Consider the following 16,204-nt stretch of genomic DNA (forward strand, 5'->3'; position numbering starts at 1 on the left):
GCCTGCGGCAAGACAGCGCCTGTAGAGGGTGCGGCTTGTCAGTCTGATCTTCGCGATATAATGAGGACCCATATTAAATGGGTATTCTGCAACGGTGGAGACGGCGATGACCTCAGCGGGTAATAGGGCGGGCAGGATGCTGCTGGCGGTGCTGGCGCTTTCCGTCGCCGTCTGGCCGGCATGGGCCGACAGCGCGGCGCGGCCGGTCCACACCGCCGCCGTGCATTTCGAGGAGCGCGAACAGACGATCAGCATTACCGGGGAAGTGGTCGCACGGGTGGAGACGGATCTCTCCTTCCGCGTCGGAGGCCGTATCACCGGTTGGTTCGTTGATGTCGGCGGTGCGGTCAAGGAGGGGCAGGTCCTGGCGCGGCTCGATCCCGAGGAGCAGCGGGCCGATGTCGAGGCGGCGGAAGCCGGCGTGCGCGCTGCGGAAGCACAGCTCAAGCTCGCCCGGGCCAATTTCGACCGCCAGAAATCCCTGCTGAGCGACGGCATCAGCACCCGCCGGGATTTCGACGATGCCGAAACGGCCCTGCGCACGGCCGAAAGCGCCCGTGAGGCGGCGATCGCCCAGCGTGACACGGCAAAGGAGGTGCTGTCCTACACCGAACTGCGTGCGCCCGCCGACGGCATCGTCACCGCGCGCCTGGCCGAAACTGGGCAGGTGGCGCAGGCGGCGCAGACCATGTTCACGATTGCCGATACCGGTCCGCGCGACGCCGTCTTCAATGTCTATGAATCGCTGTTCTTCGCCCGGCCGGCGGAAAATGGGGTGACCGTTACCCTGCTCAGCGATGACAGCGTGCGCACGACCGGCAATGTGCGCGAGGTCTCGCCGACAATCGACGCTGAGACCGGCACGGTGCGCGTCAAGATCGCCATGGACCGCACGCCGCCGGAAATGACCCTCGGCTCCTCGGTCGTCGGCGTCGGCGCCCTGGCGCCGCGCCGGGTGGCGGTGGTGCCGTGGCAGGCGTTGTCGGCTGGGCTTGATGGCAAGCCGGCGCTGTGGATCGTCGACAAGGCGAACAGTACGGTGGATCTGCGCCCGGTGGAGGTCCTGTCCTTCGAGACCGATGTCGCGCTGCTTTCGGGCGGCATCGAGGAGGGGGAAACCTACGTTGCCAATGGCACGAAGCTGCTCCGCCCCGGCCAGACCGTCACCGCGATCGAAGGAGCCGCCCGATGAGGAAACATGTACCTCTCGCAACGGTCGTCATCGCTGCCATGGCGCTTGCCGGCTGCAAGAAGGAAGAAGAGGCGGCCGCACCGCCGCGTCCGGTTCTCTCCATGGTGGTCGTGCCCACCGCATTGCCCGGAACGCGCTTTGCCGGCACGGTGCAGGCCAAGGTGCAGGCTGCGCTCGGTTCGCGCGTTTCCGGCCGCCTCGTCTCGCGCACCGTTCATGTCGGCGATCTCGTGAAGAAGGGCGACGAGCTCGCCGTCCTCGATGCGACGGCCTATGAACTTGCCGTGCGCTCGGCCCGTGCCGAGCTTTCCAGCGCCGAGGCGACGCTTTCAAGCGCGATCGCGACCGAGGAGCGCCAGAAGACGCTGCTCCAGTCGAATGCTGCGGCCAAGGCCGCCGTCGAAAGCGCCGAACAATCCCGCGAGGCGGCCGATGCAGGCCTGACGCGAGCGAAGACGGCGCTGGTCAAGGCGGAAGAGCAGCTTTCCTACACCCGGATCCTTGCCGAATTCGATGGCGTCGTCGTGGCGACCGGTGCCGAGGTTGGGCAGACCGTCTCGCCCGGCGAAGCGATCGTCACGATGGCGCGGCCCGACGAGCGCGATGCAGTGGTCGATATTCCCGAGACGGCGGAGGCCATCGCCCTCGGCAGCCGCTTCACCGTCTCCCTGCAGATCAACCCCGACGTCACGGTGAAAGGTGTGGTGCGCGAGGTCGCGCCGTCCGCCGATGTTGTTACGCGCACGCGGCGGGTGAAGATCGCGCTGGAAAACCCGCCGAATACCGTTCGCCTCGGTACAACCATCACCGCCGAGCTCGAAGGGCCGGATCTCACTGCCATCGTGATCCCTGAAACCGCCGTGTTTCGGAAGGACGGCAAGCCGAATGTCTGGCTGGTCGATGGCGAGAAGGGCGAGGTGCATCTGGTGCCGATCGAGACAGGCCCCGTTGCCGGGCGCACGCTTCAGGTCACAGGTGGACTGAAAGCCGGCGACCGGGTCGTCACGGCTGGGGTGAATAGCCTCGAAGAGGGACAGAAAATCAAGGTTGAAGACGAGGCAGGCCTATGAAGAAGTTCAACCTTTCGGACTGGGCGCTCGATCATGCATCGCTCGTCTGGTACTTCATGATCGTCTTCGCGCTGCTCGGCTTCTTCGCCTACCAGAATCTCGGCCGCGAGGAGGATCCTTCCTTCACCATCAAGACGATGACGATCAGCGCCGCCTGGCCCGGGGCCTCCGTGGAAGAGACGACGCTGCAGGTGACCGAGCGCATCGAGCGCAAGCTGGAGGAGCTGGAATCGCTCGATTTCACCCGCAGCATCACGACACCCGGCCAGACGCTGATCTTCGTCAACCTCAAGCCGACGACCCGTGCACGCGACGTTGCTCCCACCTGGGTGACCGTCCGCAACATGATCAGCGACATCAGGGGTGAATTCCCCTCCGGCGTCGTCGGCCCGGCCTTCAACGATCGCTTCGGCGATGTCTTCGGCAATATCTATGCCTTCACCGCCGATGGCCTCTCGCCGCGCCAGCTGCGCGACTATGTCGAGGATGCCCGCCGGCGCATCCTCACCGTACCCAATATCGGCAAGGTCGATCTCGTCGGGGCTGAGGACGAGGTGATCTATCTCGAATTTTCGACGCGCCAGCTTGCCGCCCTCGGCATTTCCACCCAGCAGGTGGTGTCCACGCTGCAGGCCCAGAATGCCGTGGCCCCCTCCGGCGTCGTGCAGGCCGGCGGCGAGCGCGTCAGCGTGCGCGTCGGCGGGCAGTTCGCCTCGGAGGCGAGCCTTCGCGACGTCAATCTGCGCGTCAACAACCGCTTCTTCCGCCTCAGCGACATCGCAACGATTACCCGCAGCTACGAGGACCCGCCATCGGCGCTCTTCCGCTTCAACGGCGAGCCGGCCATCGGCCTTGCCATCGGCATGAAGCAGGGCTCGAACCTGCTCGAATTCGGCGCGGCGGTGGAAAAGGAGATCGAGCTGCTTTCCCATGAACTGCCGGTCGGCGTCGACGTGCACCTCGTCTCCGACCAGCCGAAGGTGGTCGAGGAGGCGGTGTCGGGTTTTACGCGGGCACTGTTCGAGGCTGTCATCATCGTGCTCGCGGTCAGCTTCGTCAGCCTGGGTATCCGCGCGGGTCTCGTCGTGGCGCTGTCGATCCCGCTGACGCTCGCGATCACCTTCGTCTTCATGTATTACGACGGCATCTCGCTGCAGCGCATCTCGCTCGGCGCGCTCATCATCGCGCTCGGCCTGCTCGTCGATGATGCGATGATTGCCGTCGAGATGATGGTGGCGCGGCTGGAAATGGGGGATTCGCTCCGCAAGGCGGCGACCTATGTCTATACGTCCACCGCCTTTCCCATGCTCACCGGCACGCTGGTGACGGTGGCGGGTTTCATTCCGATCGGCCTCAACAACAGCGCGGCCGGCGAATTCACCTTCAGCCTCTTCGTCGTCATCGCCATCTCGCTCGTCGTCTCCTGGGTGGTCGCGGTCATCTTCGCGCCGCTGCTCGGCGTGACGATCCTGCCGAAGACGATGAAGAAGCACCACGAGCAGAAGGGCTGGTTCGCCCGCACCTTCGCGCGCCTGCTCGATACCTGCATGCACTGGAAATGGACGACCATCGTCGCGACCGTGCTGGTCTTCGGCGTTTCCGTCTTCGCCATGCGCTTCGTGCAGGAACAGTTCTTCCCGTCCTCCGACCGGCCGGAGCTCATCATCGACTGGTCGCTGCCGCAGAATGCCTCGATTGCCGAGACCAATGCGCAGATCGCCAAACTGGAAGAGGAGAAGCTCAAGGGCAACCCGGACATCGAGCGCTGGTCTTCCTATATCGGGCAGGGCGCGGTGCGCTTCCTTCTGTCCTTCGACGTTCAGCCACCGTCGCCGGCCTTCGGCCAGACGGTCATCGTCACCAAGGACCTGGAGGCGCGTGACCGGCTGAGGGCCGATCTCCAGGCCTATCTGCGCGAGACCTTCGTCGGCACGGACGCGCTGGTGAAGCTGCTCGACATCGGTCCGCCGGTTGGCCGGCCGATTCAGTACCGCGTCAGCGGCCCGGATATCCAGGAGGTGCGCAAGCAGGCGCTCGCCTTCGGCGAAGTCATCGGCAAGGACACCCGGCTCGGGGACATCGTCTACGACTGGAACGAGCCCGCCCGCGTGGTGAAGGTCGATGTTTTGCAGGACAAGGCACGCCAGCTCGGCGTCACCTCGCAGGACATCGCCTCCGCTCTGAATGGCGTCGTCGGCGGCACGGCCGTCACCCAGATCCGCGACGACGTCTACCTGATCGACGTCATCGGCCGGGCGCGGGCCGCCGAGCGCCAGTCTATCGAGACGCTGCGTCAGCTCCAGCTGCCCACGGCCAACGGCACCTCCGTGCCGCTCGCCGCGGTGGCGAACTTTCGCTACGAAATGGAGCAGCCCGTCGTCTGGCGTCGCTCCCGCCAGCCGACCATCACGGTCAAGGCAAGCATCACTGGCGGCGTGCAGCCGGCGACGATCGTCTCGCGGCTGGAAAAGGACGTTTCTGCCTTCCAGGCGAAGATGCCCTCCGGCTATGCGGTCGAGGTTGGCGGTACGGTGGAGGAAAGCGCTGACAGCCAGGCGCCTATCGTCGCGGTCGTGCCGCTCATGCTGTTTGCCATGGCGACGATCCTGATGCTCCAGCTCCAGAGCTTCTCGCGGCTCTTCCTCGTCTTCGCCGTGGCGCCGCTGGCGCTCATCGGGGTCGTCATCGCGCTGCTCGGCAGCGGGGCGCCGCTCGGCTTCGTCGCGATTCTCGGCGTGCTGGCGCTGATCGGCATCCTCATCCGCAACTCGGTCATCCTCGTCGTGCAGATCGAGGACCTAAGACGGGAGGGCATGCATGCCTGGAGGGCCGTGCGCGAGGCGACCGAGCATCGCATGCGGCCGATCATGCTGACGGCGGCCGCCGCCAGCCTCGCGCTTATCCCCATTTCGCGCGAGGTGTTCTGGGGGCCGATGGCCTATGCCATGATGGGCGGAATCGTCGTCGGCACGGTGCTGACGCTGCTCTTCCTGCCGGCGCTCTATATCGCCTGGTTCCGTATCCAGCCGGAAGAGGCGGAGGCGCCTGTGCCCGAACCCGAACCTGTCGAGGCGGTTTAAGGCAGCCCTGCCGGTCCTGCGCGGCGAACCCGTTCCGCGCAGGCGCGATAACCGCCACCCATATTTTTGCCCATCTCCCCCGTCACTGCTTTCTGCGCCCGGTCGCCCCCGGAAGGTCAGAGCCGGGCAAGGCATGTGCATAAACTGTGGGTTGGGAGGCGCGTTCGCTGTCGGGCGGGTGGAGGAAAAGTTGCGTTCTTTTTGTCGCACTCCTTCTGAAAAAGCTGGTGGAAAAAGTTGATTTTCAACGCCAAACGGCCCGCCGTCTTTTCAGACCGTAACGAATGTGCAAGGGATTTGCTCCATGGTGTCGGCGGGGGCCGCATGGGCTTGCGTGGTGGGACAAGGTTTGGTCATGGGACTTGACGAGACATTGGAACTGCATGTCTATGGCGCCCTGTCGTGGCAAGCGGCTGGCTCTTGCCCCGTGCCTTGTGAGGTACGGTCGAAGGGAAATGCTAAGTGATGATCGCAATTGAAGACGTGGGCACGCCGCGCAGGCTTTTGGGCGCATTTGCGCGGATTCTTGCGGCGGGTGCCCTGTTGACGCTGGCGGGCTGCGTGGTTCCGAGCGATGGCCCGTTGACCCACGAGGTCCTTTCGGCCGGCGCGGACGGCAAGTCCTACGAAATTCCCCAGACCAAGCTGATCTTCGACGTCGTGAATGTCGATCAGCGCGTTGCCAACAGTGTCAGCGCGGCCAAGCGGTACGGCCTGTCCAGCACCTTCGGCTTCGGCGGTGGCGGCGGCACGCCGGTCATCGGCGTCGGTGATCGCCTGGAAGTCACGATCTTCGAAGCGGGCCCGGACGGCCTGTTCTCCACAAATGATCGCAAGTCCACGACGATCCCCGTCATCGTGCAGCCGGATGGCCATGGCCAGATTCCCTATGTCGGTTCCGTGCGCTTTGCCGGCATGACGATCGATTCGGCGCGTGCCACGATCGTCGATGCGCTGAAGGCGAAGGCCGTCGAGCCTGACGTCATCGTTTCCATGGCCGGCAATGCCTCGCGCACCGTTTCCATTCAGGGCGACGTCAACAAGTCGGGCATCGTGCCGCTCGGCCTCAGCGGCCAGCATATCAGCGAAGTGATCGCCATGGCCGGCGGCGCTGCCAAGCCGCCCTATGATACCTATGTCAGCCTCAAGCGCGGCGGCAAGACGCGCAGCGTGCTGCTGCAGTCGGTCATCGACAATCCGAAGGACGACATCTACGTCAAGCCGGATGACCAGATCTACCTGACCTATGACCCGCAGACCTTCGCTGCACTCGGCCAGACGAAGAAGTCCGGCAAGATTCCGTTTGACGCGGCCAAGCTGAGCCTTGTCGAAGCTGCGGCGCTGGCCGGCGGCGGCAATGTCGCGACGGCCGACCCGAAGGGCTATTTCGTCTTCCGTTACGAGGACGAGAACGTTTACCGCACCGTTGTCGGTGATGATCGCTTCCGCGACCTCATCGCCCGCGGCATGGTGGCGGATTCGGAAGGGCGTTATCCGATCGTCTATCGCCTCGATCTCGGGGCAACGCAGAGCTATATCGTCGCGCAGAACTTCCCCGTTCGGAACAAGGACGTCGTCTATCTGGCGCGCCACGTTGCGACGGACCTTGCGAAGTTCCTGACGATCGTTTCCAGCGGTTCGAGCGCGGCCTACAATATCCAGCGCACGGCGGACCTGCTCTGACGGGTGGGATGCGGCCCGCTTGATGCGGTGATGCCTGTGCGGCGCTCCGGCATTGCCGGGGTCGCCGGCCTCGCGCGCTCCGCAGATTAGCCGGAATGGCTTTCGAGGACTGCATGGCCGGCAAGGCACGCAAAACCTATGCGCTTCTTTCCTTCGGCCTCTGGCAGCAGCGGGCAGATATCGCACGCCTGCTCGATGCGGAGATCGTTGCATGGCCCTTTGCCTTGCCCGGGCGGATCGACGGGTTCGTCGGCTGGGGACGCCGATCGTCCGGCCGGCGCGCGGTGCGGCTTGCGGCACGTGCCGGCAAAGAGGCCATCACCCTTGAGGACGGCTTCCTGCGCGGCTTTGCAGCGGGGCGCGGGGAGCCCAGCCATTCCTATGTGGTCGACCGGGAGGGCATCTATTTCGATGTGCTCCATCCGAGTGGCCTCGAACGGTTGCTGTCGCAGCCGGTGACCGATGCCGCTGCGCTGGCGCGTGCGAGCCGGCTGATGGCGCAGCTGCGCGCTGCGCGCCTGTCGAAATACAACAACAGTCCAGTGCTGACGCCGGCAGCTGCCGGTGTGCCGCAAGGGCGTCCCTTTGTCCTGCTCGTCGATCAGGTGGCCGGCGATGCCTCCATTGCCGGGGCAGGGGCGAGTGCCGCGAGTTTCCGCGCCATGCTGGAGCATGCGGCGGCCCATCACCCGGGAAAGACCCTGGTCGTGCGTACCCATCCGGCGGCAGGCGACCGCAGCCTCTTGCGGCAGGCGGCAAGTGCGCTGGGTGTCGAGATCGTCGTGCCCCCGCGCATGAACCCCTGGCCCCTGCTGGAGGAAGCCGACAGCGTCTACACGGTGTCAAGCCAGCTCGGTTTCGAGGCGTTGGTGGCGGAGCGGCCTGTCCATTGTTTCGGCACCACCTACTATTCCGGTCGCGGCCTCACGGTCGATCATGGCCAGCTGTCGCCCGTCCGTCCGTCCGCCTCGCTCGAACAGGTCTTCCACGCAGCCTACATCGACTATTCGCATTATCTCGACCTGCACACGCGCCAGCCCTGTGCCCCGGAGCGGGCGGTCGAGCAGGCGATCACGGTGCGCGACCAGCGCGCGCGCATCGGGCGCAAGGTCTTTACGGCCGGCTTCTCGCCCTGGAAGCGCAGGGCCATGGCGCCTTTCCTGAAGGGCATGGCGGGTGACCCGGTCCATGCCCGCTCGATCGACGCGGCGGTTGCCGCAGCGAAGGCGGCAGACGGTGTCGTCGCGCTGTGGGGAAGCGATGTGGCGCTGCCGGCCGATGTACCGGCAATGCGGCTTGAGGATGGCTTCATCCGGTCCCGCGGGCTGGGGGTGAATCTCACCATGCCATCCTCCATCGCGATCGACGGAGAGCATGTCTACTATGATGCACGGGGAGAAAGTCGGCTGGAGGCGCTGATCGCGCATGGTACGGTCGACGAGGACCTTCGACGGCGGGCGAGCGACCTCATAGGCCTGCTGGTGCAGCGCGGTGTCTCCAAATACAATCTTGGCACGGCGGCCGACCTGCCGGCGGTTGCCGAAGGGCGGGTGAAAATCCTTGTGCCGGGGCAGGTGGAGAAGGATGCGTCCATCCGTTACGGCTCGCCCGTGGTGCGCTCCAATGCCGACCTCGTGCGCGCGGTTCGGGCCCTGTTTCCCGATGCCTTCATCGTCTACAAGGCGCATCCGGATGTGGTTTCTGGCGTGCGTGATGGTGGCGCCGAGCCGCAGGAGGCCGATCTCATCGCTCGCAGCGGCGATATCCTGCAATGGATCGGCTGGGCGGACCGGGTCGAGACGATGACCTCGCTGGCCGGCTTCGAGGCGCTCCTGCGCGGCAAGGCGGTCGGCGTCCATGGGGCACCGTTCTATGCAGGCTGGGGCCTGACCGACGATCGCTTGCCCATTCCCCGCCGCTTGCGCCGTATCGATCTCGAGGCCCTGGTGGCTGCAAGCCTTGTCCGATACCCGCTTTATATCCATCCTCTCAGTGGTTTGCCGTGCCGTCCGGAGGATTTGGTTGAAGAAATTTCGGGTGCCGCCATGAAATCGCCCGGAGTCGGGCGGAAGCTCTTTTTGTGTGCGGCGCAACAGATCAACCGCGTGGGGGTGTTGCTTCGCGACTCGCGGTTGCGGTAAAAGACGGTCAGAAACGTGGGAACACATCCGAGTCGCCGTCTTGTACGCAGCAGTTGTCTGTATGCCGGGGGATCGGCGAGAAAATCGGGGAGCATGGCAGATGCGGTTGCTAAAACGGCGCCTTTGTGCGAATACCATTCCATCCAGCAGCATAATTTGAGTTGAGCCGACCTGTCATGAGCGTACAGCATGATACCGATTTGAAGGCGGGTCGCTCCGACGCAGATGGCGTCGCTGGAGCGCGTGGATCGCGGCTGATCAATCTGGCGTTGCGCCGAAAGCTCTCCAAGCGGTTCCCTTCCAAGAGCGCACCGCGCGTTCTCTTCCTGCAGGGGCCGGTCGGTCCCTTCTTCCGCAAGGCTCAGGCGCTGCTCAATGACAGCGGTTTCGATGCCTGGCGTGTCTGTTTCAACGCCGGAGACCGGTTGTTCGCCCGCGGTGGCAAGAGCCTGCATTTCTCCGGAACGGCCGATGTCTGGCGGGACTGGTTTACCGAGATCGTCGGCGAGCATGGTTTCGATCATGTCGTGCTGTTCGGCTGCGAGCGCGAGATCCACAAGATCGCCATCGAGCAATGCGCCACGCTCAACATTCCCGTGCTCAGCCTTGAGGAAGGCTATATCCGCCCCGGCTTCGTCACGATGGAGGTTGGCGGCAACAACTGGCGCTCGCCAATCGCGGGTCTTCTACCTTCCGACAAGGATGACGAAAAGCGTCGCGAACGCACGCGCGGGACAAACTTCCCGTCGTCTTTCGGTGCCATGGCAACCTATGCCTTCACCTATTTTTCGGTGCGCGGCGTCTTTTCGACACTGAGCGAACGCAAGCTTTTCCACAAGCACAAGCGGTCTCTCGCGCCCGAGGCATTCTACTGGATCAAGAACTACTACCGGAAGTTCCGCAATCTCGGCAGCAATTACCGCACGATGGAGCGGCTGCTTGAGCACCACGACAAGAAATATTACATCGTGCCGCTGCAGGTGCATGACGACAGCCAGCTCGGCGCGGCGGCAAGCGGCTGGAACAACCAGAAGCTCATCCTGAAGAGCATCGTCTCCTTTGCGCGAAACGCGCCACCGACGCACCAGCTGGTGTTCAAGATCCATCCGATGGAGCGGGGACACAGCCAGGACAAGCAGTTTATCCGCCAGGTCGGCGTGCTCAACAACGTCTCGGATCGTATCCACATCCTCGACAGCGGTTCGCTGGGCCTGATGACGCGGCATGCGGCGGGCATGGTGACGATCAACAGCACGTCCGGCCTCTCGGCGCTGCAGCACGGCATTCCACTTGCCGTTCTCGGCCAGGCCTTTTACCGGCATCCCGCGCTCGCCTTCTGCGTCAACAAGGGTATCGAGCTGGACAGTTTCTGGTCATCCGGCCACGTGGCGCCGGTGGCGCAGCGGCGCGACTACCTGAACTGGATCGCGCAGGAATGCCTGCACCCCGGTGACTACTATGCCTATGAGGGCATCGAGGTTGCGGTGAATTCGCTGCTCGAGAAGCTGCGGGCGGTTGATGCGGCAGGCCGGGTGGTGGAACTGCCCGAGGCGTCCAACGTCATGCCCCTGCTGGCCCAATCGCAGTAGGCGGTGGCCGGGGCCTCCGCCCCGAGGTTTTCAGGAAAGCCGAGCGTCCCCAACATGGTTGCGGGGCGCTTTTTTGTTTCGGAAATCAGGCCGAACGGCGCTGGCTGGCGGAAGTGCGAAGGATCTCTTCATGCACCTCGATCGCTTCCTCGATGTCGTTGTAGAAGGTGAGCTGGCCATTGTTCATCACGCCGCCGATGTCGCAGAACGAGCGCAGGAGGCCGGAGGAGTGGGAGACGAGAAGCAGGGTGGCGTTCTCGCGACGCTCGTCGAAGACGTCCTTGCATTTCTTCTTGAAGGTGGAGTCGCCGACGGCGATCACCTCGTCGATCAGGTAATATTCGAAGCCGATCGCCATGCAGATGCCGAAGGAAAGGCGTGCCTTCATGCCGGCGGAATAGGTCTTCACCGGCATATCGAGATAGGGGCCGAGCTCGGAAAAGTCGGCGACGAAATCCAGAACCTTGGTGCGGTTCTTGCCGTAGATATCGGCGATGAAGCGGGTGTTCTGTGCGCCCGTCAGCTTGCTGTGCACGCCGCCGCGAAAACCCAGCGGCCAGGAAATCTTGCCTTCGCGCAGGATGCGCCCCGAATCGGGCATGTCCGCGCCGGAGATCAGGCTCATCAGCGTCGACTTGCCGGCGCCGTTGCGGCCGAGGATGCCGACATTGGTGCCGGGGCGGAAGGCCGCCGTGAACCGGTCGAGGATGACCTTTTTGCCGCCGCCCGGGCGAGGGAAGGCCTTGCTGACATTGTCGAAGATGATCATCAGTCTATGATCTTTCGGCGGAACAGGCGCTCCAGCACGAGCGCGGATGTGAGCAGCGCGGTCGAAAGCCCGAGCAGGTAGGGCTTGCTCAGCAGCGCGTGGTAATCGAGATAGGTCGACGTGCGGAACCATTCGACGCAGTGCAGGAACGGGTTCCACCACAGCACGGCCTGGAAGCCCGGCGGCATTTCCGCGGGCATGAAGAAGACACCGGACATCAGCATCAGCGGCATGCTCAGCATGCTGAGGAAGGTGTCGTAGCGCGGTACGAGCGCGCTCATCGTTGCGTTAAACGCTGCGAAGGAGAAGGCGAAGTAGAGGATCGCTGCCATACCCTCGGCAAATTCGCCGGGATAGACGATGACGTCCCGGTCGAGCGAAATGGCGAGCCCGCCCATGAACACGGCGCAGATGATCATCCAGATCGTCGTTTCCAGCAGGAAGGTCGCCACCAGCGTATCGAGCGGCCTGACCAGCGGGTAGGTCAGCATCGGCTGGTTGCTCATGATGGCGCGTTCCGTCTTGCGCGAGATGCCGCGCGTCATGCGGAAGCCGAAGACACCGGCCAGGATGAACAACAACGCATTGTCGCCGAAGGGCACATGTGCCTTCAGCTGTGTGTGGATGAGGAGGAAGATGCCGACATAGGCGGCGGGCTCGGCCAGGATCCAGATGAAACCCAGCCGGCTTTCCCCGAAGCGCGTCACGGCGCTGCGAACGACCAGCGCAGCAATCACCCGCGCGTTTTCGCGCAGGGCATAGCTTAGGGGTTTTTCAGCGAGCAGAGCCATTCCGCCACTCTCTCCTCATCGCGATCAGATCGCATGATCCTTCACGGACCGGAAGGCGAAGTAACCGATCAGCCAGAGGCATGACGCCGCGGCGAGCATGATGAGCGTGTTGATAGCACCCAGCGGATAGAGGGCAATTTCCGGCTCGCGCGGCTGCACGTAGACGGCGAAGTAACGCTCCTGCTTCTGCGCTTCCTGCATGGCTGCTTCCAGTGCGGCAAGCGAGGTCGTATAAGCCTTGACGGCGAACTCCTGCTCGACGCTGAGCTCGGTGAAGCGGTCGATCATTTCGGGCAGGGCCCGGCCGGCATCCAGGCCGCTGCGTGTCGTCTTGTTGCTGCTGTCGTCGTTGGCGCCATCGCCGCTGATGCGCTTCTTCTGCTCGATCAGCTGCTCTTCCAGGGCGACGATCTGCCGCTCGATGACGCGGGCGGACGGCGCATCCTTGCTGACCGAATCGACCAGCGCCTTGTAGCGTGTGCGCAAAGAAGCGAGTTCCTGTTCGAGCGAACTGATGATCGTGGCTTCCATCGTCGCAACCGCTGTCGGATCGACGGCCTGTTCGGAAATGCGCAGGTCTGTGATCTGCCCACGGATGTTGCGCAGCCGCTCTTCCGAGCGTGCGACCTGCTGGTTGGCGACCTCGACGAACTGCCGGCGCGACTTTTCCGAAAGCGTGTTGACCAGGTTTTCCGAGACGGTGAGGACCGCGTCGGCCACCTTCTTCGCGTCCGACGGCGAGAAGGCGAAGACGCGCATCGTCACGTTGCCGGTCGTGGAATTGTAGCTGACATTGACCATGTCGCGCCAATAATCGCGGAACTCGTCGAGCGGACGGCTCTCGTTCTCGCGATAGAGGAAGTCGATGCTCGGACGGGAGTAAACGGTGCGGATGTCGACGCCGGTCTGCTCGCGGATGTCAGGCAGGATCTGCGAGGACTGGATGTAGTCGGCAACCACGTAGGAATCGCCCGACTGCGCGCTGTTTCCGACAAGCGCGGTCAGGCCGAGGGCGTTGAGCGAGGACGAGTTCGAGCCGCGCACCGAAAATTGGGTCTCGACCACGTATTGCGGGCTGGCGAGGAAGAGATAGTAGAGGCCCGTCAGGATCGTCGGCAGGACCGCGGCCAGCAGGAAGGAAATGATCGGCCAGGGAAGCTGTCGCTTCTGCTTGGGGATTGCGGGCAGGGTCAGGACGGAACTGACGAGGTCGGCGGGCTTGCGCGCGCGTATTTCCGCCCGCGATCCAAGATTCTCGTCGTCATCGATGGCCGGATTGACCGGACGCTTTGCTGCGCCCTGCTTGATCTTCACGACCTTCTGTTCTGTTGCGCGCTGGCGGGCCCGCTGCTTGGCGATTTCAAGCAGGCTGCTCGTGTTGTCGGCGACGTGGGTCGGGGTTTCCGCCACGAGGGGCGCTTTCTCATCTTTCACGTCGGCTCACTCTTTCCAACAGCAAACGGGGGCGTCGCCTAAATGCTTGTCGCCGCAACTTATTCGAAATTGCCTTTACAGACAATAAAAATGCCGCGGCGGCCCGGTGGTCGCCAACGCCGCCCGCAAGACGAACGGGAGCGGAAAATCCACCCCCTCCGGTCGGCGCGCATTCCTCTTCGAGCAATCTGGTTATTTTGTGGTCGCCGCCGGCCCGCCGCTCCAGTCGGCACTTGCGGCGATGAAGTCCGGATTGGCAAAATCCGCGTCGTTCGCCTGCTGGATCTTGCCGTAGAGCAGGGGTGCGCCGTCAAGCGTGCGGGTGTGCCCGCCGGCTGCACGCAGCACCGCGTCACCCGCGGCCGTGTCCCATTCCATGGTGCGGCCGAAGCGGGGATAGACGTCGGCGAGCCCCTCGGCGACGAGGCAGAATTTCAGCGAGGAACCGATCGCCGTGCAGGCGTCGATACCGTGGTCGTCGAGAAAGCGGGCCGTTTCGGGCGTGGCATGCGACCGGCTGGCGACCGCGGTCAGCGCGTTGCCGCATTTGCGGCAGCCGATGGACTGGCGCCTGGAAATCGTGCCCTCGCCATCGACTTCGAAGCGTTCCGCCCGCTCGCCGTCGGCGATAAAGCCGGTCGAGAGCGCGGGCGCATAGACGATGCCGGCGACCGGCGCCCGATCGCGGATGAGCGCGATGTTAACGGTGAATTCACTGCGCCCGGCAATGAACTCCTTGGTGCCGTCCAGCGGATCGACCAGGAAGAAGACGCCGCCCGAAACATCCGGCACGCGGCCAGCGGCCACAGCCTCTTCGGCGACGACGGGAATCTCCGGAAAATGCTGTGCGAGTGCGGCGAGAATCAGCCGTTCGGCCTCCTCGTCGGCCATGGTCACCGGCGACTGGTCCGCCTTGTACTGGACATCGGCCCCGGCCTTGTGGATGGCCATGATGGCGCTGCCTGCGGCCAGTGCCGCGCTTTCCAAGACTTGCCTCAATTCCATCCTGTCTGCCTGCATGGTTCCGGTCCGGCTTTCCTGCTGATGCCATAGCTGCGGGACGGCCTGAAAGCAAATGCGCCGTCTTTCCGGCCTCGATAACGGCATGTGGACAGTCCCGGATCCCGGATGCGACAAGATGACGCCGGCCTTGCCGTTTGTGCTGCATATGCGAATGTGGGGCGACTGATGCAGGATTTCGCATGCGCTACTCCGCCCTTTCGATCTTCAAACAAGCCTTTGCCGGCAACCTCGGCTGGAAGCCCGCCTGGCGGGAGCCACAACCCAAGCCCCACTACGACGTGATTATCGTCGGTGGCGGCGGGCATGGTCTTGCGACGGCTTATTATCTTGCCCGCGAGTTCGGCATCCGCAACATCGCCGTGGTGGAGAAGGGCTATCTCGGCTCCGGCAATGTCGGACGCAACACGACCATCGTGCGCTCCAACTATATGCTGCCCGGCAACGAGCCGTTCTATGAGTTCTCGCTGAAACTGTGGGAGGGGCTGGAGCGGGAGCTGAACTACAATGTCATGCTGTCGCAGCGCGGCATCATCAGCCTTTACCACAATGACGGCCAGCGCGATCATTATGTCCGGCGCGGCAACGCCATGATGATGGAGGGCGTGGCGGCCGAGCAGCTCGATCGCGAGACGCTGAAGAAGATGCTGCCCTTCCTCAACTTCGACCACGCCCGCTTTCCGATCATCGGCGGCCTTCTGCAGCGGCGCGCCGGCACGGCCCGGCACGATGCTGTCGCCTGGGGTTTTGCACGCGGCGCGGACCGGCTCGGCGTCGATCTCATCCAGAACTGCGAGGTGACCGGCATCCGCAGGGAAAACGGTATCGTCACCGGCGTCGAGACGACGAAGGGCTTCATCGGCTGCAACAGGCTGGCGCTCGCCGCCGCCGGCAACACCTCGCGCGTCGGTGAAATGGCCGGGCTGAAGCTGCCGATCGAGAGTCACGTCCTGCAGGCCTTCGTCACCGAGGGGCTGAAGCCCTGCATCGACCACGTCATCACCTATGGCGCAGGGCACTTCTACATCTCGCAGTCCGACAAGGGCGGCCTCGTCTTCGGCGCGGAGATCGACGGTTATTCCTCCTATGCCCAGCGCGGCAACCTTGCGACCGCCGAACATGTCATGGAGGAGGGGGTGACGATGATCCCCGGCCTATCCCGCGTGCGGGTGCTGCGTGCCTGGGGCGGCGTCATGGACATGTCGATGGATGGCTCGCCGATCATCGATCGCACGCCGATCGACAATCTCTATCTCAACTGCGGCTGGTGCTACGGCGGTTTCAAGGCGACGCCGGCCTCCGGCTTCTGCTTTGCGCATCTCATCGCCAAGGGGGAGAGCCACCACGTAGCGCGCGCGCTCAGGCTCGATCGTTTCGAGCGCGGTTTCCCCATCGACGAGGCGGGTGCGGGCACCCAGCCGAACCTGCATTGAGG

Annotated in this window: 11 protein-coding genes; 7 read left to right on the top strand and 4 right to left on the bottom strand. The window is 64.0% G+C overall.

What is annotated here, in order from left to right:
* Window positions 1-106 precede the first annotated feature (106 nt).
* From AKG11_RS12095 to AKG11_RS12120, 6 genes are all read left to right on the top strand, one after another.
* Complete coding sequence (locus AKG11_RS12095) at window positions 107-1,192, top strand: efflux RND transporter periplasmic adaptor subunit (RefSeq protein WP_156334092.1); 1,086 nt, start codon at window positions 107-109, stop codon at window positions 1,190-1,192.
* Entirely contained in the window at window positions 1,189-2,262 is a 1,074-nt protein-coding gene (locus AKG11_RS12100) for an efflux RND transporter periplasmic adaptor subunit (RefSeq protein ID WP_050744063.1), read from the top strand. Before AKG11_RS12095 ends, AKG11_RS12100 begins: the two co-directional genes overlap by 4 nt.
* A complete protein-coding gene (locus AKG11_RS12105) occupies window positions 2,259-5,342 on the top strand; it encodes an efflux RND transporter permease subunit (protein WP_050744064.1) in 3,084 nt (1,027 codons plus the stop codon). The genes AKG11_RS12100 and AKG11_RS12105 overlap by 4 nt, the downstream gene beginning before the upstream one ends.
* Before the next feature lie 465 nt (window positions 5,343-5,807).
* Window positions 5,808-7,025 carry a polysaccharide biosynthesis/export family protein gene (locus tag AKG11_RS12110; RefSeq protein WP_024270828.1) on the top strand — a complete coding sequence of 406 codons (1,218 nt, stop codon included), beginning with the start codon at window positions 5,808-5,810 and terminating at the stop codon, window positions 7,023-7,025.
* Window positions 7,026-7,138: 113 nt separating this feature from the next.
* Complete coding sequence (locus AKG11_RS12115; RefSeq protein ID WP_197283976.1) at window positions 7,139-9,166, top strand: capsular polysaccharide biosynthesis protein; 2,028 nt, start codon at window positions 7,139-7,141, stop codon at window positions 9,164-9,166.
* Between the two features lie 176 nt (window positions 9,167-9,342).
* Window positions 9,343-10,755 (top strand): capsule biosynthesis protein, encoded by a 1,413-nt coding sequence (locus tag AKG11_RS12120; RefSeq protein ID WP_050744066.1) that lies wholly within the window; start codon window positions 9,343-9,345, stop codon window positions 10,753-10,755.
* A gap of 85 nt (window positions 10,756-10,840) precedes the next feature.
* On the opposite strand, the gene AKG11_RS12125 is transcribed toward AKG11_RS12120, so the two are convergent.
* From AKG11_RS12125 to cysQ, 4 genes are all read right to left on the bottom strand, one after another.
* On the bottom strand, window positions 10,841-11,524 hold the full coding sequence (locus tag AKG11_RS12125; RefSeq protein ID WP_024270830.1) for an ABC transporter ATP-binding protein: 684 nt from the start codon (window positions 11,522-11,524) through the stop codon (window positions 10,841-10,843).
* A complete protein-coding gene (locus AKG11_RS12130) occupies window positions 11,524-12,315 on the bottom strand; it encodes an ABC transporter permease (protein WP_023517035.1) in 792 nt (263 codons plus the stop codon). Before AKG11_RS12130 ends, AKG11_RS12125 begins: the two co-directional genes overlap by 1 nt.
* A 24-nt stretch (window positions 12,316-12,339) precedes the next feature.
* Window positions 12,340-13,749, bottom strand: coding sequence for a KpsE/RkpR family capsule polysaccharide export protein (locus AKG11_RS12135; protein ID WP_023512205.1), 1,410 nt, complete (start codon window positions 13,747-13,749; stop codon window positions 12,340-12,342).
* A gap of 192 nt (window positions 13,750-13,941) precedes the next feature.
* Entirely contained in the window at window positions 13,942-14,748 is an 807-nt protein-coding gene (gene cysQ / locus AKG11_RS12140) for a 3'(2'),5'-bisphosphate nucleotidase CysQ (RefSeq protein WP_050744221.1), read from the bottom strand.
* A 203-nt stretch (window positions 14,749-14,951) separates the two neighbouring features.
* On the opposite strand from cysQ, the gene AKG11_RS12145 reads away from it, so the two are divergent.
* Window positions 14,952-16,202, top strand: coding sequence for a sarcosine oxidase subunit beta family protein (locus AKG11_RS12145; RefSeq protein WP_050744067.1), 1,251 nt, complete (start codon window positions 14,952-14,954; stop codon window positions 16,200-16,202).
* Window positions 16,203-16,204: the final 2 nt, after the last annotated feature.

The organism is Shinella sp. SUS2, assembly GCF_001262505.1.
In the GTDB taxonomy this organism is placed as follows: Bacteria; Pseudomonadota; Alphaproteobacteria; order Rhizobiales; family Rhizobiaceae; genus Shinella.

Bases quoted from the DNA above. Each gene is read 5' to 3' on its own strand.
- AKG11_RS12095 (WP_156334092.1), top strand. From the start codon at position 107: ATGACCTCAGCGGGTAATAGGGCGGGCAGGATGCTGCTGGCGGTGCTG.
- AKG11_RS12100 (WP_050744063.1), top strand. From the start codon at position 1,189: ATGAGGAAACATGTACCTCTCGCAACGGTCGTCATCGCTGCCATGGCG.
- AKG11_RS12105 (WP_050744064.1), top strand. From the start codon at position 2,259: ATGAAGAAGTTCAACCTTTCGGACTGGGCGCTCGATCATGCATCGCTC.
- AKG11_RS12110 (WP_024270828.1), top strand. From the start codon at position 5,808: ATGATCGCAATTGAAGACGTGGGCACGCCGCGCAGGCTTTTGGGCGCA.
- AKG11_RS12115 (WP_197283976.1), top strand. From the start codon at position 7,139: ATGGCCGGCAAGGCACGCAAAACCTATGCGCTTCTTTCCTTCGGCCTC.
- AKG11_RS12120 (WP_050744066.1), top strand. From the start codon at position 9,343: ATGAGCGTACAGCATGATACCGATTTGAAGGCGGGTCGCTCCGACGCA.
- AKG11_RS12125 (WP_024270830.1), bottom strand. From the start codon at position 11,524: ATGATCATCTTCGACAATGTCAGCAAGGCCTTCCCTCGCCCGGGCGGC.
- AKG11_RS12130 (WP_023517035.1), bottom strand. From the start codon at position 12,315: ATGGCTCTGCTCGCTGAAAAACCCCTAAGCTATGCCCTGCGCGAAAAC.
- AKG11_RS12145 (WP_050744067.1), top strand. From the start codon at position 14,952: ATGCGCTACTCCGCCCTTTCGATCTTCAAACAAGCCTTTGCCGGCAAC.